Origin of the sequence: Vibrio sp. V12_P9A6T4, assembly GCF_963874835.1 — a bacterium.
GTDB lineage: Bacteria > Pseudomonadota > Gammaproteobacteria > Enterobacterales > Vibrionaceae > Vibrio > Vibrio anguillarum.
Genome location: NZ_CAWNJO010000038.1, coordinates 120,965 through 142,762, shown reverse-complemented (window position 1 = coordinate 142,762; position 21,798 = coordinate 120,965). Strand labels below are relative to the sequence as shown.

Below are 21,798 nucleotides of genomic sequence, written 5' to 3'. Positions count from 1 at the left end.
AGCATCGGCTCGAATGGTCAGTAACGTCCATCGGGTGAAAAAGTGAAGCGAGTAAAATATCGTTATCGACGATAAGAGAACCATAAACGAGTTGCGTTACTTTTAAGTGAGTTTTTACTGTGAATATTTTTTGAATAAGGGTGAATATTTTTAGGTGTGATGAGGATTTTGCCGTAATTTTTAATGTGAAAAATAGTTTTCTCAGTAATTAATAGGAGTTATTCGATGAAATAACCCAAAATTCAGTCAATGTTGTTTTAACATTATGCTTACAATTGGCCTAAAGTGAGTAGAAGGGAAAGTTTCTATGATGTTGCAGGAACAAGTGATCACACAGCCAGCCGTGAATACGGTACAAAATGCCAATTGTGTCGTAATGGTGCCGCCAAAAGAGTTCAAATTTAACGCTCAAACGGCACAAGATAATGAATTTCAACACCAAGTTGCATTGAGTACCGAACAAGTTCGCATCCAAGCCATGGCCGAATATCAAAGCATGGTTGAGACACTGCGTCTCGAAGGCGTACAAGTAGTGGAGTTTGATTACCCATTATCTGAAGTGGAAACGCCAGATGCCGTCTTTCCCAATAACTGGTTTAGCACTACGCCAGAGGGAACCTTGTTTACCTTTCCGATGGCTTGTAAAAATCGACAGCAAGAAGTGCGCCCACAAGCGTTGGTTGAAGCCCTTACTTTGTCAGGCCGCAAGATATTGGCGCAAGATTCGTTGCTCGCGTATCAAGACCAGCAGGCTTATCTTGAAAGCACCGGTGTGATGGTGATGGATCACCTTAATCGAACCATCTATTCGGCGTTGTCACAGCGCTGCGACCGTGAAGTGCTAGAGGAGTACGCCAAACGTATCGGTTATGATCGCGTGGTCTCTTTTCAAACGGCGTTGCCTTCAGGCCAACCGGTTTATCACACCAATGTGATGATGGCGGTTGGTGAAGCATTCTGCGTGATTTGCGATGAAGTGATCCCGGAGTTTGAACGTCGTTTTGTGGTTAAATCACTGGCTAAAGATAAACAGATCATCTCAATTTCACTTGAGCAGATGAACTGTTTCTGCGGCAACATTTTACAATTAGAAACGGCGGCAGGGGATAAAGTGATCGCTATGTCACAATCGGCGTTTGATGCCTTTTCGCCGGCGCAGCGTGCGCAGCTAGCCAGTCACGGTAAGTTACTGCCGTGTAATGTGAAGACCATTGAGGATATTGGCGGTGGTTCGGTGAGATGTATGTTAGGGGAAGTGTTTTTGCCTGCTATTGGCTAAGATTGATGTACTCAACGCCATTTTTGCCATTTTTCTTCACCTGATACATTGCTTGGTCGGCCAATTCATATAAGGTTTCAAAAGTATGCATTGAGGTTGTGAATTGGCAAACACCAATACTAAAGCCAATTTGCACTTCTCCATGGCTTAATTTTAGTGGTGAATAGGCTTTGGTGAGCAAACTGTCGATAAACTGCTTTAACGTTTCTGTGCTTTGATTGATGCACAAGAGGACAAACTCATCGCCGCCCAAACGAGCAATCGATGATGGTTGAGGCGCATTTTCTTGAAGCCATTGAGAAACTTGGAGCAGCACGAAATCCCCAGCTTGGTGCCCAAGATGATCATTGACGGTTTTAAAGTCATCCAAATCGATAAAAATCAGTGCCGCAGGGTGTTCGACAAGATCATTCATCTCGTCAAACTTAGTTTCTAACGCCTTTCGATTTAATAGGTTGGTTAATGGATCTTGCGCGGCGAGTTTGGAGAGTTCTAATTCATAATGTTTTTCATTGGTAATATCCGTGTGGGTGCCCATCATGCGCAGCGGCTTTCCATTCTCATCATATTCAACGATTCGGCCGCGATCCGACACCCAGCTTTGACCTCCATCTTTGCGGATCATCCGGTGTATGACCTGATAGGTGTCAGCCTTGCCATTCAAATGGTCCTCAAAAGCGCCCACGGCTAAGTCATAATCATCGGGGTGGAGCTTGCTTTTCCAAATGTCGACGGTGGCGTCTAGCTCGTGTGATTGATAGCCAAGCATATCACCCCATTCTCTATTGAATATTTTAAGGGTTCCGCTAGGAATGTGTTGTTCCCAAAGACAAAGTCCAGTGCCTTCTAGCGTCGCATTCAGTTTTTCTTCAAGAGAGCTGTTTTCTTTTTTGAGATGCTCAACTTGCTCTTCAAGCTGCTTGATTCGTTTTAAGTACTCTTCCATAAACCGTGATGAACCGAGTCTGCATTTATGTCGAGTGTGCCACAGTTTGCCGATGGATTCACAAGGTTGTTGATATCTTGTTCAACATACATCTCATTTTTTCCCGTGGGTCACAAAGCTTATTTGGTTTGAATAAATTTGCTGTAGGTACTGACTCGGCCGTTGATGTACTCAATACCGCAGTGAATGCTCTGTTCGTTATTGCCAACAATCTGATATTCGACAATAAATTCACCGCTGATCACTTTGATAAATAAGAAACCGTCGATGACTTTCCATAATCCTTGCAGTGTTTTTTCACCAAACAGATCTCGCTCGACCAACGTGCCATTAGGCTTTAAATGCAAAGCGGAAGAAAAACCGTCTACATTCACTTTTACCCAAGTATGCTGGTGAGCCTCAAAGCTTAATATTTTGCGTCGACACTTAACCCACTCTGCCAGTGCTTGTTCTTGGATTGGGGTGAGCGTAGGGAGCGCTTCCATTTCTAAAAGGGTGTGATGCTTTTCATACCAGAAGAGTTGTAAGTGAAGTAATTTCATTGGTTCTCAGAGTGTTATGCATCGGGGCGTTATCAAAAAGCAACTCTGCGCGATTGTGTTGGTGATGTCAATATTTGCCAAGAAAAGCTACCGCGCTCATGGGGGAGAGGGCGCGGCATTATCCAATATGAGGATGAAGGATGCATAAAAGATGCACCCGAGCACAATTTATAGGTTGAATAAATGAGCTATAGGTTGAATAAACGAGGCGAATCAGCGGCATCGCAGGCTTGATTTAGCCGATGCTGCGCAACACGAATATTTTGTTTCCAATGTTCATCTTGCGCCCACATTTCGATCACCATCGGCACAACACAGTTTGCCTCTTTCAGCGTTTGGGAAATAGCATCGAAATTGACTTCTCCTTCACCAATCACCAAGTCTCGAAATTGGCCCGTGGAACTAGAGGTAACACAATGGGTATCTTTAAGGTGGATCTGAGTAATGTGTGGCATACCAAGTGCCAATTCAGTACACACATCGTAGTTCCAACCTGAAATGTTGCCTACATCTGGATACGCCATAAAATAAGGGGAGGGTACTTCCCGCTTTAGTATTTCGAACTTGCTCAGTGAATTAAGATAGCTGGTATCCATGATCTCCACTGCCAGCATCACGCCAGCACGCTCGGCCAGTTTGGCGGCAAGCTGCATGCCTTCAATGAAACGTTGATGAGTTTCTTTATTAGCGGGTTCGTAATAGACATCATAGCCTGCGAGTTGGATGGTGCGAATGCCCAGTTTGTAAGCTAAGGTAATCGCTTTCTCCATGTGCAGAATGGCTTGCTCTCTAATGGCGGGGTCTGACGAGCCAAAAGGAAACTTGCGGTGTGCACTTAGGCACATCGATTGCAGCGGGATTTGGTATTGCTCACACCATCTTCGTAGCTGATAGATGGTTGCATCATCCCAGTCTAAGCGTTGACGACGTTCATCCGACTCATCGACGGATATCTCTAAAAAATCAAACCCTAGCTCTTTCGTTGTGGCGAGCTTTTCTTCCCAACTGAAATGATTGGGGAGTGCTTTTTCATACAACCCGATACGTTGGCGTGGCAAATGCTGATACATACGGCCTCCTAGCACCAAAAACGATCGATTTGACTGCGCAGTGCTTCGGCAGTGACGCGACCTTTTTCACCGACCAATGCACGCCCCGCAATGAACGTTTTGGCCTTAATGCCTTCAAATAAATAGAGATCATCTGGCACGATGCCACCTGTGATGGAAAGTTCAAGCCCCATATCGGATAGAGTTCGCATCTTCTCAACATCTTCGCTTGTCCAACCAATACCGGCCAGTTCGGCATCTCTTGAACGGTGATAAATGGCTTGAGTGATACCAAGGTCAATCCACGCTTGTGCATCAGCAAAGGTCCAGTTGCCGTAAATTTCGATTTGGATTTCGCCATCCAGTTCATCGGCGACTTTCTTACACGCGCTGATGGTGGCGATATGCGCTGCGGCAGAAACGGTGATCCAATCTGCGCCAGCTTCAAATGCCATCCGCGCCAAAATAGCACCGCCATCGGTGGTTTTCATATCGCACACTAGAATATGGTCAGGGTGATTATGGCGTAACGTTTTGACGGCTTTCATGCCTTCAGCAAAGGCGAGGATGGTGCCCACTTCGATGACATCCACAAAGCTTGCTACGTTTTTTGCCACTTCGATGGCAGAAATAAGGTCAGTTTGGTCGAGAGCGATTTGGATCATTGGTTTAGTCATGAGAGTTATCCTTGAATTTTGTCACGGATCAAACGGGCGAGCCCGTCGTGATTGTTATCGGTTGTACAAATCAGTTTGGCGTGGGATTTCACCGTATCGTCGGCATTGAGCATCGCCACACCGAGCCCGGCGTAGTCGAGCATTGAAATGTCGTTATGGTTATCGCCGACAGCCAACACGTGATTAGCGTGGTAGCCGAGCGATTGCACATATTCAGCCAAGCGCTGACCTTTACTGTTGCCTTTGGCAGCAAAGTCGACGCGATTCGACCATGAACGCTCACCGTTGAATGTCTCTTGTACCCAAGCTTGTTGGGCAAGGCGTTCAACGGAACTCGGTAGCCCTTCAACTACAAATTTCCAAATAAACGTTTCTTGCTCGACGCGGTGACGAAACGAGTCAATTTGCTCGATTTTGGGCTGTGCCGTCGGTGGATACTGGTTGGCCCATTTTTCTAACGCTTGCATGTAGGCGATTGGGCTACGCTTGGAATAGGTCATCGCGTCGGTCACATACATCACCAGTTTCATTTGAAACTCTTTAGCCAAAGCGAGAAAGGTCAATGCATCGTGCTTGGTGATGGCATTGTGCTTGAGCACTTTTTCATTTTGGTAGTCATACACATAAGTGCCGTTGCAGCAGATGATGGGGGTTGTGAGCCCCAATTCTTGATAATAGGGTTTAGCCGCCGTGTGGTGACGGCCAGTCACGATCACCACGTGGCAGTGTTGCTGCGCTTGTTGAATCGCTCGCTTTAGCTGAGGATGAATGGTGTGTTCATCAGTCAACACCGTGCCATCAAGATCGAGCGCGAGAACTTTATACATAGCCGCTACCTTTGGCCGTAGTAAGCGTTATCACCATGCTTACGTTGATAGTGTTTATCGGATAATTCCGGTTGAATTTTGATGCCACTGTTGAGCGAACGAGTCGCCAGCGCCATGGCGGAAATCTCCTCCAAGACGACGGCGTTATGAACCGCATCGTTAGCATCTTTGCCCCAAGAGAAAGGAGCATGCCCGGCGACAATCACGCTTGGCACCGCCATCGGATCAATGCGACGATGTTTGAACTCTTCGATGATCACAAGGCCGGTATTTTTCTCATATTGGCCAGCGATTTCATCGCAAGAAAGTTTGCGTGTGCAGGGGATGTCACCGTAAAAATAATCGGCGTGAGTGGTCCCTAAAGCAGGAATGTCAATGCCCGCTTGCGCCCAAATAGTGGCACTGCGCGAATGGGTGTGTACCACGCCGCCGATCTCTGGATAAGCTTTATAGAGTTCGAGGTGAGTGGCGGTATCACTGGATGGATTAAGTGTGCCTTCCACAATCGCGCCGCTAAGATCAACGATCACCATGTCATCGACTTTCATCACATCGTATTCTACGCCGGAAGGTTTGATGGCGATGACGCCCTTCTCGCGGTTTATTTCTGATACATTGCCCCAAGTGAAAGTGACTAAACCGTATTGGGGAAGCTTAAGATTTGCCGCAAATACTCGCTGTTTTAGTTCGCTATACATGACATCCTCACTCGACCAATTGTGCCGCTAACGCTTCATCAATTACTTGGTAAACATCCTGCGGAGTACGACAACGGCGCAGTTTATCGAGATCAACGCCAGTCTCGCTCTCTTCATCATCCAGCACTTGGGTTACTTCCATTAATCCTTCCATATGCTGATCAGACGAGCTACCAGCCAAGGTGATCAGCACATCGACTGGTTCATCTTCGCCGTCAAAGTAGACAGGCGTTTGTAGCGTCACTAAAGCAAAGGCGGTTCTGATCACGCCATTTTCAGGACGAGCATGAGGCAGGGCAAGATTCGGCGCGATGACTATATACGGGCCTAATTGTTCAACGCTGCTGATGATGGCATCGTGATAGCAGGGGTGGATGGCTCCTGATTTGATCAGCCTATCCGTACCGATTTTGATCGCCTCTTGCCAAGTGCTCGCTTGGGCATTTAATTGAATGGAGTCATTGTCGATCAGTGATTGTTTCAGTCCCATAGTTCTATCTCCAGAGTGGGTGCCAGTGCGTCTGGCACCTATTGTTGTTTTTGTACTTATCGTTTTGTAGTAAATAGCTATTTCAAAGTGACAAAGTTTTTATCGATGATATCGAGCAGCTCATCACCAAAAGAGTTCGGATTCAGCATGTTTTGTACGCCGAGCACAAATTTGCCTTCTCCGGGCTCCATCTCACCAGAGAGATGTTTTGATGAGACGATGATGTCGGTGGTGGCGAGCTTAGATTTATAATCAGACACTGCGCAGGAATCCATCACGTGTGGAATGCCTTTTTTCTCCAGATACTTACCGATTTTCATCTTCATCATCATTGAGGAGCCTTGCCCATTGCCACACACGGCTAAAATGCTGACCGGGCGCACGCCATCACTGACTTTCAGTGCTTGTTCGACGGCGGCGATGACTTCTGGATCGTCACTGATGTTCACCAAACCTTGTGCATCTTCCTCTTCACGCAGTTTTTTAGAGGCGAAGAACATGTACACACCAGCCAATGCAATCAGCACAAAGAAGAACAGTTTTGAGACGGATAAGCCTTGCATGATTGGCGGGAAGACTAGCGCCCAGTCGGCCATGCCCATCCAGCCACTGAATTCGGTGCCGTATTGGTTGAAGATGTGAATGGCCCATGCTGAGCCAACGACTTCGATTATACCCATCACAAAACAGATCTTCATGACCGCGCGCCAGCCGCCAAAGTGGTTGGCAAAAACACCAATGGTCGCGTTGGAGAAGAACATCGGGATAAAGCCGGGAATGATCATGATCGGTGCATCAAAAGCGAGCATGGCCAGCACCGCCGTAAATTGACCAATCGCGCCCCACATAAAACCAAACACCATGGCGTTAGGTGAGAACGCGTAGATAGCGGCGCAGTCAATGGCTAAAACCGCGTTAGGAATGACGCGCTCTGAGATACCTTTAAAGGCTTCAGACAGTTCGGCAACGAACATACGCACACCCGCTACGATAACTTGAATCGCTACCGCAAATTTAAGGCCAGTTTCCAGAATGTAGATAGACCAATGGGTTTTTCCCGCCATTGCTTGCAGGTTGTCTAAACCAAATGAGAGCAAAATAATGCCGAAAAATAGCGTCATCACAATCGCGGTTGCGGCAATACTGTCGTGGAAAATGTGCAACCATTTAGGCAGCTCAAGGTGGTCGACACTCTCGTTTTTGTCGCCCAATTTGGGGGCAATCTTAACCGCAATCCAAGACGCGACTTGTTGCTGGTGGCCGATGGAGAAACCGGCTCCACCCGTGACGGCTTCGGTGGGTTTGAACATAATGTTGGAGGAGATAGACCAGTAGAGCGCCATCAAAACAGCCGAATAAAGGATGGTTTCCCACATGCTTGCGCCCAGCACAAGGTAGAACACCGCAATTAACCCTGCCTGTTGGAACATAATATGCCCCGTTAGCATGATGGTGCGAATGCCTGTGTAGCGGCGCAGCAAAACGAGCAAAATGTTGATCGCCAGTGCCAGTAGTACGGTATAACCAACCCAAGAATAATCATCCCCCATGATTTCCATGGTGGCCATCATTGAAGTGTACGGGTCGATAACCGAGCCAGTTAAACCATGATATTCCGATAATTTCTCAATCACAGGCTTAAAGCCTGCCACTAAGGTCCCTGCACCCACCTGTACCAACATAAAGCCGACGATGGTTTTGATCGACCCTTTAATGATGGTGGTGGTATCTCTTCTTAATAACCAGTAACCGATAAGGGTGACTAAGCCCAGCAGCAAAGGTGCTTTAGTCATTACTTGGCTATAAAAAATGTAGAAGATATCGTAGATGAACTGCATATCTTTACCCCTTGATTCTCTATTTATCGTTATGTGTATTCCCGTCTTACTCGAAGCTGGGTGTAGGTCAGAGTGAATCAGCAAGGTGATGCCGATTTCAATCCTGTTTTGCTCACGAAATAGACTTTACCAATCAAAAGTAATCATTCAATGCTCATTTGTGATTATTTTGATTTTTATCAATTTCTTCGCCAAATGGAGACATTATTTGATACTCAAGTCACAGTTAAAATTTTATTTCAAATAAAATCAATTGTTTAGGTTTTATTGTGAGCGAGAGGGAAGTTTTGTTCGTCCAGTGTTTGACATTGTGATGGATGAGAAATAGAATCAAAACAAATCATAAATAATCACCAAGTAATCACTTGATGAAAAGATAAGGTGATAACCATGAACGAAGTACAAAGACATAACGAGATACTGTCTTTGCTAGACAATATGCGCACCATCAACGTCACGCATATTATTGAGAAATTTAACGTGTCACCAGCAACGGCCCGCCGCGATATTTCTAAGTTAGATGAGCTAGGTAAGCTGAAGAAAGTTCGCAATGGTGCTGAACGTTTAGAGATTAGAAAGCGAGCGTGGACGCCGTTAAATATCGACAGTACGGATCATTTCCATGAAAAATCACAGATTGCCATGGCTGCGGCTAAGCTCTGCAACCCAGGTGACAGTGTGGTAATTAACTGTGGTTCTACCGCCTTCTTGCTCGGTAAAGAGTTGTGTGGCCAAGATGTTCAAATCGTGACTAACTATTTTCCACTGGCCAGTTACCTTATCAATGAAGATCACGACGATGTAATCATCATTGGTGGGCAGTACAACAAAGCACAAAACATTTTCCTCAACCCCGCCCCTGATTCGTTAGGCGGTTACGCCGGACATTGGATGTTCACCAGTGGCAAAGGGCTGACGGAAAATGGCCTATACAAAACCGATATGCTCACCGCCGTTGCCGAGCAACAGATGCTAGAGCAAATCGGTAAGTTAGTGGTGGTAGTGGATAGTTCTAAAGTTGGGCAGCGTACGGGCATGCTATTTTGCCCCGCCAGCAAGGTTGATATTGTTATCACTGGCAAAGCCGCCGATCCGCAAGTTATCCAAGCGCTACAACAGCAGGGGACAGAAGTGATTCTGGTATAGAAAGCACTTCGCTCTACACATTCTAATAATAAACACAGGCTCAGTGTCTTCACCTTTGGTTAAGACGCTTGGCTCCCTACATCCAAAATTTGTCTAACTGATCGTGAAATAAAAGGTGTTGCTATGAGTAAAATTGATGAAATCACACGCGATTCATGGGTTCTCAGTACGTTTCCTGAGTGGGGAACTTGGCTGAATGAAGAGATAGAAAAGACCGAAGTGGAAGCCAACACCTTTGCTATGTGGTGGCTTGGTTGTACAGGCATTTGGCTAAAAAGTGCCGGTAATACCAATCTTTCGATCGATTTTTGGTGTGGGACGGGTAAGAAAACGCAAAAGAATGCCTTGATGAATCAACAGCATCAGATGATGCGTATGGGGGGCGTGCGTGAACTGCAACCCAACTTAAGAACGTCTCCTTTTGTGTTGGACCCATTTGGCATCAAAGAGATTGATGCGGTACTGGCGACGCATGATCACGCTGATCATATCGATATTAATGTCGCAGCAGCTGTGCTGCAAAACTGTGGTGAGCATGTGAAATTTATTGGGCCACAAGCTTGCGTTGACCTGTGGCAAGGCTGGGGAGTACCGAGTGAGCGCTGCATTGTGGCGAAAGTGGGTGATTGCATTGAAGTCGGCGATATCAGTATCCGAGTTCTGGACTCTTTTGATCGCACTGCGTTGATTACGCTGCCTAAAGGTGTTTCATCTTATGATAAGGGGATTCTTGATGGTATGGATGATCGCGCGGTCAACTACTTATTGGAAACCTCCGGTGGCTCAATCTACCATTCAGGTGATTCGCATTATTCTAACTACTATGCCAAGCATGGTAATGACTACAAGATTGATGTAGCGCTGCTCTCATACGGTGAAAACCCACGAGGCATCACAGATAAGCTGACTGCATCTGATATTTTGCGCGCAGGCGAGGCGTTAGATTGTGAAGTGGTGATCCCATTCCATCACGATATTTGGGCTAACTTCCAAAATGACCCGCGTGAAATTGAAGTATTGTGGCAAATGAAAAAAGATCGTCTGCAATACGGTTTTGCGCCATTCTTTTGGCAAGTGGGTGGAAAATACACCTACCCAACCGACAAAGGACGTATGCATTACCAGCATTTCAGAGGCTTTAAAGATATTTTTGTCGATGAACCAGAGCTGCCTTTCAAAGCATTCTTGTAATGTTCTGAAAGCAAAAATTAGAGAAAGAGAAGAGAAAGAGGCCAATTGGGCCTCTTTGTTTATTGGTAATCTCTTTGCTTATCGGTAGTGATGTACAGCACTTAATTTTATACTTCAGGTTGGTAGTGCAAAATTGTCATTGATATGGGCGATTGCAACAACTCCCCTTCTGCATGGCCGGGTTGTACGTTACGTAAATTGGTATCGCATATCACTTCCCAGTTTTGGTTACGATCTTTAGGTAGAGTAAAACGAGCGGGTGCGTTGGTTTGGTTGATCAAGTAGAGCATTTCAGCCCCATCCGATCCAATGCCCATCTGCAATGCCACAGAACTTAAGCGGTTCCAATCATCATGTTCCATCAGTGTGCCATCCACGCGTCGCCAGAATACGCGGTTGGCATTACGTTCCTCACCGCTAAAAGCACGAATAAAGGGCACCATATAAAGGTGTCTTGCCGCCACCATTTGACTCAACCAATGTTTGAAGTAGCTTTTGCGTTCGGTCATGTTCCAGTCAAGCCAACTGATCTTATTGTCTTGGCAATAAGCGTTGTTATTACCTTGCTGAGTATGAGAAAGCACATCCGCGGTGAGAATATGAGGAATGCCAAAAGCAAAGAGTAAGCTCGCCATCATATTGCGTTTTTGCTTTTCGCGGGTTGCTTTTATCACCATGTTCTCGGTTTCGCCTTCGACGCCATAGTTGTCGGAGCGATTGTCACCGTGACCATCTCGGTTTTGTTCACCATTCGCTTCATTGTGCTTATGCTTGTATGACACCAAATCTTGCATGGTGAAGCCATCATGATAAGTGATGTAATTGACGGTCAGTTTGTAGGGCCAGTTGGCGGCACTGTACAAGTCGCGCGAGCCCATTAAGCGTGTGGCGAACTCTTTTAAATAGCCTTGATCGCCGCGCCAAAAGCTGCGTGTGATATCACGTAATTTGTCGTTACATTCATTCCAACCGAAAGGAAAATTGCCTACTTGGTAACCGTTTGGACCAATATCCCAAGGCTCTGCAATCAATTTGACTCGTTTTAATGTTGGATCTTGCGCCACCGCTTTAAAGAACGCAGCATCGGGGCTGAAATTATCGCCATTTCTTCCAAGCGTTGCGGCCAAATCAAAACGAAAACCATCGATTTGGTATTCGCTAACCCAGTAGCGCAGCGTGTCCATGACTAGGTTAAGGGCGGGTTGATAAGAGAGATCAATGGTGTTACCACAACCGGTAAAATTCGCGTAATGTTGGCCGTGTTTTAGATAATATTTAGGGTCGAGTGCTTTTAAATTGAAAATAGGCCCATCTTCGCCCCCCTCTGCTGAGTGGTTATAAACCACATCCAGTATCACTTCAATTCCGTGACGATGCAGTTCTCTGATAGCCGTTTTCAGTTCCGTTACCGCATCTTTTTGCGCATAACGTGGATCTGGCACCATAAACAGATAGGGGTTATATCCCCAATAGTTGACTTTGCCCATATCCAATAGATGTGGCTCATGCATACAAGCCGCGATGGGCAGTAGCTGTAGTGTGTTGATGTTTTGCTTGCGATAAAACTCCAGCATCTCCTCACTGATTAAGCCTAAATAAGTACCTTGTTCTGCTTTAGGCACTCGTGGATTGAGTTTGGTCACTCCTTTGACATGGGTCTCAAACAAAATAGTCTTATCGCGAGGTATGTGTGGCTTTTTAGTTGATTGCCAATCGAATTGATCGTCAACCACGACACACTTAGGCAGCTCGAAACTCTTTTTTGAACTAAATGGTGTTTTATAGCCTAAGTTTTTATCTATCGCCTTCGCGTAGGGGTCGGAAATATAGTGTGGCTCGTCACCATTTAAAATGAGGTAACCGTATTTTTGCCCTGCTTTAATGTTTGGCACATGAGTGTACTTCACGCCCGCATATTCATTCTCTAACTCGTGGGTGGTGAAACTTCCCTGTTGATCAAACAGAGCGAGTAGAAGCTGTTTATTTGCTGGAGCATGAATAGCAAAATTGCAACCTGTGTTGTCAAGGGTTGCGCCGAGTGGGTAAGGGCTAGAAATAGTACATTTCATATGGGCATCTTTAATTGTTATTTTGCTGCACGTCATCGCTTTAAGTAAAAAGCTTTGTTGATATTAGGTCAAGCGCCCAATGAATAAAATTTGAATGTAATTTTATTTCATTTTAATGATGTTATTGGCCCTAAATAGTGATCAATAAGGCATTTTGTATTCTATTTTATAACCATTAACTGATCTCCTCCCCCTGAAATCCGTGATCCGTGCTTTAAAAACGCCATACTATAAAATTACTCATCCTTTCTCCTCCCCCCCAAATTACTTTGAGGTGGAGGAAGCAAGCCTATTACGCCTTTAGTAACCTTATCACCGTTGAAACAACTGGGGACTTAGTCCTGTCTTACCTCTTCTTTTAGCGTCTATCTGTCAACTGCCTTGCAGGTTCCAATAGGAGAAGAGTGAAAGTTTTAAATGCTGTCCGTAGTTAAAATTTTCCATAAATATAAATCGTCCTTAATGGAGTTAAGAATGAAAAAAGTAAGTGTAATTGCTGCCGCAGTGGCTGCTACTCTAGCAGCAGGTTCTGCTTTTGCTGTTGATTTTAATGGTTATTTCCGCGCGGGTACCGGAATTAGTGGTCAGGGTAATGGTGATCTTGCTGTTAACAAGAATGGTGTAGGTCGTCTCGGTAACGAAAACGACAACTACTATGAGTTTGGTTTTGCTGAGGAATTAAAGACAGGCGAGCAAACTTGGCGTGTCGAATCAATGATTGCACAAGGTAACAAAGGTGCAAATGGTTGGGAAGATGGCGATTTTAACGTTGCTCAGTTTGCGGTAAAAGCTAAAGGTCTTATTGCTGGTGATGAGTCTGCTGAAATTTGGGCGGGTAAATCTTATTACCAACGTAAAGATATCCACATCACCGATTTCTATTTCTTGAACACTTCTGGTACAGGTGGCGGTATTCAAAACCTATCAGTCGGCAATCAGAAACTGTCACTTGCTTTGATCCAAGATGGCGATAATACCAACTCAACGGGTTATATCTTTGATGCGCGCTTAGCCAATATCGGTCTTTGGGAAAATGCGAATCTAGAATTTGCATTGGCTTATAACTTTGCAACCGAAAAAGGTGATGCAACAGAGCAAGCTGATGATGGTTTGTTGGCATCAGCCATTCTGCACCAAGGCCTATCAAACGGCTTTAACCAAACAATTCTTCAAGTGGGTACCAATGGTTATGGCGTGCAAGCGGCTAATCTTTGGGGTGCAGGCACTTATTATAACCGTGGTAATGCAGATCAGAACGATGCAACTGGCTACCGTTTATTAAACTGGGGTGTAGTGAGTTTTGGTCAATCGTGGGAAATGGGCCATCAACTTGCGTACTTAGCAGGTTCTGATATTGGGGCTAGTAAAAAAGACATTGATCAGTATTCAGTTGTTGTGCGCCCAATGTACAAATGGGATGAGACAATGCGCACTGTATTTGAAGCTGGCTATAACGCTGGTGAGAAACTTAATAGTGCAGGCACAGCAACAGAAGATTTCGGCAATGCGAAATTGACAGTTGCACAAGCGTGGGCAATGGGAGACAGCTTCTGGGCTCGTCCAGAGTTCCGTGTATACGGCTCATACCTACTTGATACCGAAAACAAAAATGCATTTGCAACTGGCAAAGACACTGAATACGTCGTTGGCATTCAAGTGGAAGCTTGGTGGTAATTCCTCCTTGTTCTTATTAGTCTAAATCCATATGCTGATAGCCGACTGATGTCGGCTATTTTTTTAACGACTCGGAGATGAGTCGTTAAAAAAATACTAAAGGAGCGGAAAATGGTTTTTAAAACACTACTATTAGGTAGTTGCATTGCTTTAACTGGCTGTCAAACAGCTCCTGTTGTTGAGCAAACACAAAGTTCGGCAGTGCAAGCTGTCAATAATATAGAACAACTACAAGTCACAAAAGTGAAGCTACCGAGTACAACAAAAATGGTGCTCACAGCCAATACTCAGCGCTTGCATAACTCATTGATTCATAGCCCTGTCGCCGTGTTTGAAATACCAGCCGATCGTGGCCAAATGAATTTAACGGTCACCAGCGAAATTCAAGATTCAGTATTTTATCCTTATGTTGTTATCACAGATAAAACAGGAACCGTTTTAGAATCGTATACCGACACTGAGTTCGAATATCGTAAGCCACGTTTAAATTTGGGTAATCGTCTGGTTGCTGATTTGGAATTTTATCCTCCTCAAGGTCATAAAACGCTTTTACTTATTGTTTATACAAAGGAAAAAGATCTGTCAGGCGTAACTTATGTTGCACATCCTGGACGTATTGATGCCGAAGGCCGTGGTAACTACATGCCGGAATTAAAAGATATTCCGATGCCACACGGTTTGGCTGGAACCATTGAGTTAGATGTTTCTGGTCCCAGCTTTCTATCGTTTGTGAAGCCTGAGAATAAAGTAAAGACAGTTTCAACGGATGAAGCAAAACTGACAAAAAAAGTGCAGCCAGATACTGAAACTTACTACAAGGTATCGATTCAGAAAGCGGTAAAAGCGAACGATATCGCCAAAGCACTGAGCCTACTTGATGAAGCCAAAGCGCTAGGTATTGATGGAGCACAAGAAGTCTTTGTTAAAGCCGTGAATGAGAAATAATTAGAAATCGTACTACTGGCGTCCCTATGTGGACGCCTTTCTTTTTCTAGTCTCAAAATTCTGAGCTTCGATTACTAAAGATGACAAGCGAATTATCACTTCTCTCACTTTAGAACTCACTAGATCATTCAATGCAGAGATAAATATCATGGAACCCAAATGGTGGCATAGCGCTGTGGTATACCAAATATACCCGCGCAGTTTTTACGATTCTAATCACGATGGTATCGGCGATTTAAATGGCATTATTAGTAAGCTTGATTACCTTGCAGAGTTAGGCATTAACGTTATTTGGCTATCTCCTGTTTATCAATCTCCAATGGATGATAACGGTTATGATATTTCTGACTACCAAGCAATAGCTCAAGAGTTTGGTTCCATGGAAGATATGCAGCGTTTACTGAGCGAAGCACAAAAACGCAATATTAAGATAGTGATGGATCTTGTCGTTAATCACACATCGGATGAACACCAATGGTTTTTACAAGCGAAGCAATCGCGAGACAATCCGTATCGAGATTACTACATTTGGCGGGATGCAAAACCGGATGGCAGTGTACCGGATGATACAGGGTCAATTTTTGGTGGCAGTGCTTGGCACTGGGATGAGCAAACGCAGCAATATTACTTCCACCTTTTTTCTAAACGTCAGCCAGATCTGAATTGGGAAAACCCTAAAGTGCAGCAAGAAGTGCACAGCATGATGAACTGGTGGATTGAACAAGGCATTGGTGGTTTTCGATTAGATGTTATTGATTTAATTGGCAAAGAAATTGATAAGGGCATTACTGGTAATGGCCCGCGCTTGCATCCGTTATTACAGCAAATGAATGCCGCCACCTTTGGTAATCAAGATCTGCTGACCGTGGGAGAAACTTGGGGAGCCACACCAGACATTGCAAAACTGTACAGTGCGCCGAGTCGTCGTGAGTTATCGATGGTTTTCCAATTTGAACACATCACTTTGACGTGGGAGCAGGGTGACAAATGGAGCCCTATTCCGTTAGATCTTAAGCAGTTTAAACAGGTATTAACCAAGTGGCAGATTGAGCTTGCCGATCAGGGTTGGAATTCATTATTTTGGAATAATCATGACCTACCACGCGCTGTATCTAAGTATGGTGATGACAAACGCTACCGAGTTGAATCTGCGAAAATGTTGGCAACGAGCTTACACTTTCTGAAAGGCACGCCTTATATTTATCAAGGCGAAGAGATTGGTATGACGAATGTGGCCTTCGATTCGCTCGCTCAATACCGAGACATCGAGACGTTAAATTTTTATCGTGTGAAGACAGAATCGGGCGTTTCTCATCAGCATATGCTGGATGCTATTCATCAAAACAGCCGCGATAACGCTCGAACGCCAATGCAATGGTCAGCGGATAAACACGGCGGATTTACTCAAGGTTCTCCGTGGATAGAGGCGAATCCTAACTACCTAAAAGTCAATGTTGAACAAGCGCTCGCTGATAAACAATCGATTTACCATCACTATAAAAAGTTAATTGCACTGCGTAAAAAACACCTGTCCATCGTCTATGGATCGTTCACGCCTTTATTTGAAGAACATGATCAAGTGTTTGGCTATGTGCGCGAGTACCAAGGTGAGCAAATTGTCGTGATCAGTAATTTTTCATCGGCCACGGTTTGTTTAACAATACCCGAAAAGTTTCAATCGAGAACGGTGGAGTGTTTGAGCTCTAATTATCAAGAGATTGAAAAATTAGAAGAAAATCTAGTACTCGAGCCTTATCAATCCATCGCGGTTTTGATGAGAGAGTAAAGTGAGTGGCTCATTTTTGATCTGGAATGAACGCAGCGATTTGGCTGCGTTTTTTCATTCATTGACCCAAATCGGAATCTATTCCTCAATTAGTGTGATTGTGCGTAACACTCTTGAAAAGAGTACGGTACTATCTTAGTGCTAAGGCTATGTGGCTTAATTAATCCACGAGCATTAGATATAGAGTGGCCTCTCTGTTTTGGATGAACGGATTTGACTGTTTCGTATGCTTTAAATGGTTCGAGACAGAATGAATGTGGTCAGACTTTTTCAAAGATTGAGAAAAATGGTCGATAATGAAGTTAATCAGCTAAATAAGATTTGAATCAATGAGCACTATTGGGATTGCCATAGGCGCAACCGGGTTATCACTTATCCTCATCTTCGTGTGGATGCTTTCGCTCTCTTTGCGCAAAAAACGCTTAGAGGAAGAGAGAAAAGAGAGAGAAATCGCTTATCGCAAAGCGATAGAAAAATCACGTGAACAAGAAAGACAAGATCGCTTGTTTAAGGCCGAAACAGGCCATGTGCCGACGATTTTGTATTTAGCGAAAGAAGCCGAACGAACCAACCTCAAAGAGGCGATGTACTGGTATGACAAAGCGGCAAATTATGACAATGTTACGGGAATGTATGGTGTTGTTCGGATTTGCCAAAAGTTTCGAGATGATCTGATTTTGCGGGAAAAAGAGAAGTTTTGGCAGACTTGTATTGCAGGAATTGAAGGTAACTTAACCGCAAAGTATGAAACTGGCATGGCCTATATTCATGGCCGTGGCGTGGAAGCGAATACTGCGAAAGGAGTCTCGTTAGTACAAGAGGCTGCGGAAGCGAATTTGCTCGACGCGGTGATTTTCATGGGGGATTGGTGTGTTTCACACGACAATATCGCGCCATCACCAGCGGATTCAACATTTTGGTATTCCAAAGCCGCGAAGCTAAATAGCCCGATAGGACAGATGAAACTAGGCTTGAATTACCTTAAGGGTGTTGGTGTCGCAATGGACCACAGTAAAGCTTGTTATTGGTTAGAGCGAGCTTCTGAAAAAGGTCATGTAGAGGCGATGTATCACGCAGGAGAAGCTTGGATAGATAAAGGTTCAAATGGCAATGCTATTGCTTATATTTGGTTATTTTTATCGGCTCATTTTGGTTTTGAACCAGCAAAGGTGCTAAGAGATCAAGTGGGCTCACGTATCGGTGTCGATTCTGTTGTGGGGTTGCAATCGTTGGCCAAACCACTCATGAAGAAAATCGGTGCGGGTACTGTAAGTAAACACTCAATTATTAAAGCGCTGAACAAGCTCTACAAACGTGGGATCCCTATCCCAGAGAAAGGGGAGTTGCCTGATGAAGACGATCTCTCATTGAGCGTAGGGGCGGATGCCTCCGAAGAGCTTTTGTCATCCAGCCCATCTGATGATCATGAGGTTCTAACGCGATTAGATTTCTCCAATACTTCAATGGACAGGTAATGCTGGATCGATAAAGTGGCTAAGCGCTGTAAATAAAAAATTTCTGAAATAAAAATCCCCAGCGAATCGGCTGGGGATTTTTGTTGGTATCGATTTTAGTATATCGAATGATTATGCTGATTTATTGTGCTCAGCTTGGCAAACCGCAGCAGTGAAGACAACATCTGTTGAGCTGTTGAGCGCTGTTTCAGCTGAATCTTGAATCACGCCTATGATAAAGCCAACGGCAACAACCTGCATTGCTACGTCATTTGAAATGCCAAATAGCCCACATGCGAGCGGGATCAGCAGCAGTGAACCACCTGCCACACCGGATGCGCCACATGCAGAAACAGCAGCAACGATGCTCAGTAGCAAGGCTGTCATCAGGTCAATTTCAATACCTACTGTGTTTACTGCAGCTAGGGTGAGAACCGTGATAGTAATGGCGGCACCAGCCATATTAATGGTCGCACCGAGTGGAATCGAGACTGAATAAGTATCTTCATCCAGTTTTAGTTTCTCACACAATGCCATGTTTACTGGGATGTTGGCGGCGCTTGAACGTGTAAAAAATGCGGTGACACCACTTTCACGCAAGCACTGGAACACCAATGGATACGGGTTTTGGCGAGTTTTCGCGTACACAATGATTGGGTTGACAACTAATGCGATGATCAACATAGCACTGAGCAATACGAATAAAAGGTTGGCATAACCAGCCAAAGATTCAAAGCCAGTCGTGGCAAACGTGGATGCAACCAAGCCGAAAATACCAAACGGTGCTAGGCGAATAATAAAACGCACAATTTGTGAAACGCCGTGGCTTAAATCTTCAAATACGGCTTTAGTTGTTGCTGAGGCATGGTGTAAAGCTAAGCCCAACCCAACAGCCCATGCCAGAATGCCAATATAGTTTGCACTCATTAGAGCATTGACTGGGTTATCAACCAGCTTAAACAGCAGGGTATTAAGCACTTCAGCGATGCCTTGAGGAGGCGTTGCACCTTCTGCCCCCGCAACCAATGTTAAGGTTGTAGGGAAGATAAAGCTCAATACAACGGCAGTAAGAGCGGCGGTGAAGGTCCCAAAAAGGTAAAGCACCACGATTGGGCGCATATAAGTGTGTTGGTTTTTCTTTTGGTTTGCGATGGACGCGGCGACCAAAATAAACACGAGGATCGGCGCTACGGCTTTAAGTGCGCCAACGAAAAGGTCGCCAAGTAGGCCGACGCTTTTCGCATCATCGGGTGAAAGGGTTGCTAATATCCCACCGAGAACGATACCGGCGAGTATTTGCAGAACCAAATTGCCACGCGCAAAACGGGCGAAAATATTGTTGCTTTGCATAGTTATCCCTGCAATAAATCGAATTACATCCTGCATGACCTAAATACTACGAAGCCATAGCATCGGTTATGGTAGACAAATAGAGTTATAGTGACATCAGTGAGCTCCACTGAAGGGGGTAATGATATCTACGCGGGATATTGTGTCTAGAATTAATTGATAATCAGCACAAATAATTAATCAATGTGTGGAAATGCAATCGATTTTGAGTGAAATGTAAATAAAATGTAGCATTTGTGGTGGTGGAATGATAAGCCTCTCGTCGGGATGTCTCGCTCTCGCCATTAGACTGGACAATGAGTGGTTAGTGCGATGATAAAAGAGGGTAAGCCAACATCGCTCACCCTCTTCTTTTTAATGGTGTGCCATACCACTCATCACTTTTTTTACTGGTGCAGTAATGGTTTGCTGCTCACCATTGGCAAAGGTCAGTTGTACGTCAATCTTTTCACCTTCAACCAGTGGTTTCTTCAAATCAAAAAGCATGATGTGCAAGCCGCCCGGTTTTAGTTCGACGTGCCCTTTGGCCGGAATTTTAAATTCAGTGACTTGACGCATTTTCATCACATCTCCTTCGGTGATTACATCATGCAACTCAACTTTCCCTGCCACATCGGTGTTGGCCGATACAATGAAACGGTCCGTTTCACCTTTATTCATGATTTGAGAAAATACTGCGCTGGTGGTGGCGGTTGGTGCGGTAGCACGTGCGTAAGGGTGATGTACCATAATATCTGTGTTCGCAAAAGCAAGTGGGCTAAAGGCAAGGCTTGCTAAAAAAAGAGCATTGAGCTTCATGTTATTTTCCTTGTGATGACGTCATTATTGTTTTGATGGCTTCAACAATGGGAGCCGGTGAAAGCGTGTGTGGAACTTTAGTGATTAATGTTCCATCTGGTTGTAAAAAGTAGAAGTAGGAGCTGTGATCTAATGTGTATTTCAGTTCAGATCCCTTTAATTCGGTTTTACGGAAAATGACGCCATACTGATGCGCCAGTGGTGTTGTAATGTCTAAAGGAGCAGAAAGTCCCTCGATCATAGGGTGGAAATATTGGGCGTATTGATGAGAAGAATCAGCAGCGTCACGCTCTGGATCGAGAGAGATAAATAAAGGGCGCAGCTTTGCTTTGGTTACATCATCCAGTTGATTGAGTGCACCTGCTAACATAGCCAGAGATGTTGGGCAGACATCTGGGCAGCGTGTAAAGCCGAAGTAAACAACACGTATGCGTTCATCTTTAGTATTAAAAATAGAGATGGGTTGATTTGCTTTGCCAAATAAAATTACCTCAGAAGATGAGCTATTACCGCTCTCTAAATCCATACTTTGCTGCGTATCAAAATAGGTTTTTATGCCAAAGCCTAATACAAACGCAACCACCAATGCCAGAGACCAATTTTTACTCATCTTTCCATCCTTATTGCCGGAAATACTTGGGTACGACCATCAGAGAGTTCGCCAATCCATGTCATTTTTTCAGTCGTGCAAACTGGGAGTACAATCTGTGCTGTGTAGAGCCCGTCTTCCTGCGGCGTCAGTACATATTTAGCGGTGCCCATCTCCATCTCTAGCCCATTGAGTGTGAGTGTGAGTTTACTTGCATTGGCTTGCGGCCATTCAACGGTCAGAGTGTTAGCCACCAAAGGTTGAGATTTATCGTGTGCCAATGTCATGACAACATCTCCTTGTCGACAAGGGGCACTCGACAATTGGCAATATCGATTAATGTCTGGAGAAGAGTGGGTTGAAGAGAGCCAATTGAAAATATCGCTGCTAAAGTAACCCGCTAGCAGGGCTAGAACAAAGACGCCGATTTTGATTGCGTTGTGCATGGGG

General features: G+C 44.8%; 20 protein-coding genes. 7 read left to right on the top strand and 13 right to left on the bottom strand.

The genetic code is table 11. From position 1 onward, the window contains the following. Positions 1 to 307: 307 nt before the first annotated feature. Positions 308 to 1,279 (top strand): arginine deiminase-related protein, encoded by a 972-nt coding sequence (locus AACQ42_RS04715; RefSeq protein WP_094165666.1) that lies wholly within the window; start codon positions 308 to 310, stop codon positions 1,277 to 1,279. Here the strand turns inward: AACQ42_RS04715 and AACQ42_RS04710 are convergent. The 8 genes from AACQ42_RS04710 to AACQ42_RS04675 form a co-directional block, all read right to left on the bottom strand. Beyond that, positions 1,269 to 2,225 (bottom strand): diguanylate cyclase domain-containing protein, encoded by a 957-nt coding sequence (locus AACQ42_RS04710; RefSeq protein ID WP_026028427.1) that lies wholly within the window; start codon positions 2,223 to 2,225, stop codon positions 1,269 to 1,271. The two genes, AACQ42_RS04715 and AACQ42_RS04710, sit on opposite strands and share 11 nt — an antisense overlap. A 119-nt stretch (positions 2,226 to 2,344) precedes the next feature. Then, positions 2,345 to 2,767: a hypothetical protein gene (locus tag AACQ42_RS04705; RefSeq protein WP_094165665.1), complete on the bottom strand. Its 423-nt coding sequence runs from the start codon at positions 2,765 to 2,767 to the stop codon at positions 2,345 to 2,347. A gap of 188 nt (positions 2,768 to 2,955) precedes the next feature. After that, on the bottom strand, positions 2,956 to 3,837 hold the full coding sequence (locus tag AACQ42_RS04700; RefSeq protein ID WP_094165664.1) for an L-ribulose-5-phosphate 3-epimerase: 882 nt from the start codon (positions 3,835 to 3,837) through the stop codon (positions 2,956 to 2,958). Positions 3,838 to 3,845: 8 nt separating this feature from the next. Further along, positions 3,846 to 4,493 (bottom strand): 3-keto-L-gulonate-6-phosphate decarboxylase UlaD, encoded by a 648-nt coding sequence (locus AACQ42_RS04695; RefSeq protein ID WP_017049270.1) that lies wholly within the window; start codon positions 4,491 to 4,493, stop codon positions 3,846 to 3,848. A 5-nt stretch (positions 4,494 to 4,498) separates the two neighbouring features. Continuing rightward, positions 4,499 to 5,320: a pyridoxal phosphatase gene (locus AACQ42_RS04690; protein WP_094165663.1), complete on the bottom strand. Its 822-nt coding sequence runs from the start codon at positions 5,318 to 5,320 to the stop codon at positions 4,499 to 4,501. A gap of 5 nt (positions 5,321 to 5,325) precedes the next feature. After that, on the bottom strand, positions 5,326 to 6,018 hold the full coding sequence (locus tag AACQ42_RS04685) for an L-ribulose-5-phosphate 4-epimerase (RefSeq protein WP_094165662.1): 693 nt from the start codon (positions 6,016 to 6,018) through the stop codon (positions 5,326 to 5,328). Between the two features lie 7 nt (positions 6,019 to 6,025). Continuing rightward, a complete protein-coding gene (locus AACQ42_RS04680) occupies positions 6,026 to 6,508 on the bottom strand; it encodes a PTS sugar transporter subunit IIA (RefSeq protein WP_094165661.1) in 483 nt (160 codons plus the stop codon). A 77-nt stretch (positions 6,509 to 6,585) separates the two neighbouring features. Further along, on the bottom strand, positions 6,586 to 8,346 hold the full coding sequence (locus AACQ42_RS04675; protein WP_026028425.1) for a PTS ascorbate-specific subunit IIBC: 1,761 nt from the start codon (positions 8,344 to 8,346) through the stop codon (positions 6,586 to 6,588). 390 nt (positions 8,347 to 8,736) lie between these two features. On the opposite strand from AACQ42_RS04675, the gene ulaR reads away from it, so the two are divergent. Further along, complete coding sequence (gene ulaR / locus AACQ42_RS04670; protein WP_026027147.1) at positions 8,737 to 9,492, top strand: HTH-type transcriptional regulator UlaR; 756 nt, start codon at positions 8,737 to 8,739, stop codon at positions 9,490 to 9,492. Between the two features lie 123 nt (positions 9,493 to 9,615). Then, entirely contained in the window at positions 9,616 to 10,683 is a 1,068-nt protein-coding gene (gene ulaG / locus AACQ42_RS04665; RefSeq protein ID WP_013868344.1) for an L-ascorbate 6-phosphate lactonase, read from the top strand. 107 nt (positions 10,684 to 10,790) lie between these two features. On the opposite strand, the gene glgX is transcribed toward ulaG, so the two are convergent. Next, positions 10,791 to 12,788, bottom strand: a complete 1,998-nt coding sequence (gene glgX, locus AACQ42_RS04660; RefSeq protein ID WP_094165660.1) for a glycogen debranching protein GlgX — start codon at positions 12,786 to 12,788, stop codon at positions 10,791 to 10,793. A 438-nt stretch (positions 12,789 to 13,226) separates the two neighbouring features. Here glgX and lamB point away from each other — a divergent pair, with 438 nt between their 5' ends. The 4 genes from lamB (at position 13,227) to AACQ42_RS04640 (ending at position 18,632) form a co-directional block, all read left to right on the top strand. Beyond that, positions 13,227 to 14,426 (top strand): maltoporin LamB, encoded by a 1,200-nt coding sequence (lamB, locus tag AACQ42_RS04655; protein WP_176429673.1) that lies wholly within the window; start codon positions 13,227 to 13,229, stop codon positions 14,424 to 14,426. A 111-nt stretch (positions 14,427 to 14,537) separates the two neighbouring features. After that, positions 14,538 to 15,371, top strand: coding sequence for a MalM family protein (locus tag AACQ42_RS04650; RefSeq protein WP_094165659.1), 834 nt, complete (start codon positions 14,538 to 14,540; stop codon positions 15,369 to 15,371). A gap of 148 nt (positions 15,372 to 15,519) precedes the next feature. Continuing rightward, positions 15,520 to 17,157, top strand: a complete 1,638-nt coding sequence (locus tag AACQ42_RS04645) for a glycoside hydrolase family 13 protein (protein ID WP_094165658.1) — start codon at positions 15,520 to 15,522, stop codon at positions 17,155 to 17,157. 329 nt (positions 17,158 to 17,486) lie between these two features. Further along, the gene (locus AACQ42_RS04640; protein ID WP_094165657.1) at positions 17,487 to 18,632 is read left to right on the top strand and encodes a tetratricopeptide repeat protein; all 1,146 of its coding nucleotides are present in this window, start codon (positions 17,487 to 17,489) and stop codon (positions 18,630 to 18,632) included. A gap of 111 nt (positions 18,633 to 18,743) precedes the next feature. Here AACQ42_RS04640 and sstT read toward each other — a convergent pair whose 3' ends face one another. The 4 genes from sstT to AACQ42_RS04620 form a co-directional block, all read right to left on the bottom strand. Continuing rightward, positions 18,744 to 19,961: a serine/threonine transporter SstT gene (sstT, locus tag AACQ42_RS04635; protein WP_026028166.1), complete on the bottom strand. Its 1,218-nt coding sequence runs from the start codon at positions 19,959 to 19,961 to the stop codon at positions 18,744 to 18,746. Between the two features lie 354 nt (positions 19,962 to 20,315). Further along, positions 20,316 to 20,759 (bottom strand): copper chaperone PCu(A)C, encoded by a 444-nt coding sequence (locus AACQ42_RS04630; protein WP_017048143.1) that lies wholly within the window; start codon positions 20,757 to 20,759, stop codon positions 20,316 to 20,318. A 1-nt stretch (position 20,760) separates the two neighbouring features. After that, positions 20,761 to 21,369 (bottom strand): SCO family protein, encoded by a 609-nt coding sequence (locus AACQ42_RS04625; RefSeq protein WP_094165656.1) that lies wholly within the window; start codon positions 21,367 to 21,369, stop codon positions 20,761 to 20,763. Then, the gene (locus tag AACQ42_RS04620) at positions 21,366 to 21,794 is read right to left on the bottom strand and encodes a hypothetical protein (RefSeq protein ID WP_013868356.1); all 429 of its coding nucleotides are present in this window, start codon (positions 21,792 to 21,794) and stop codon (positions 21,366 to 21,368) included. Before AACQ42_RS04620 ends, AACQ42_RS04625 begins: the two co-directional genes overlap by 4 nt. Positions 21,795 to 21,798 lie beyond the last annotated feature (4 nt).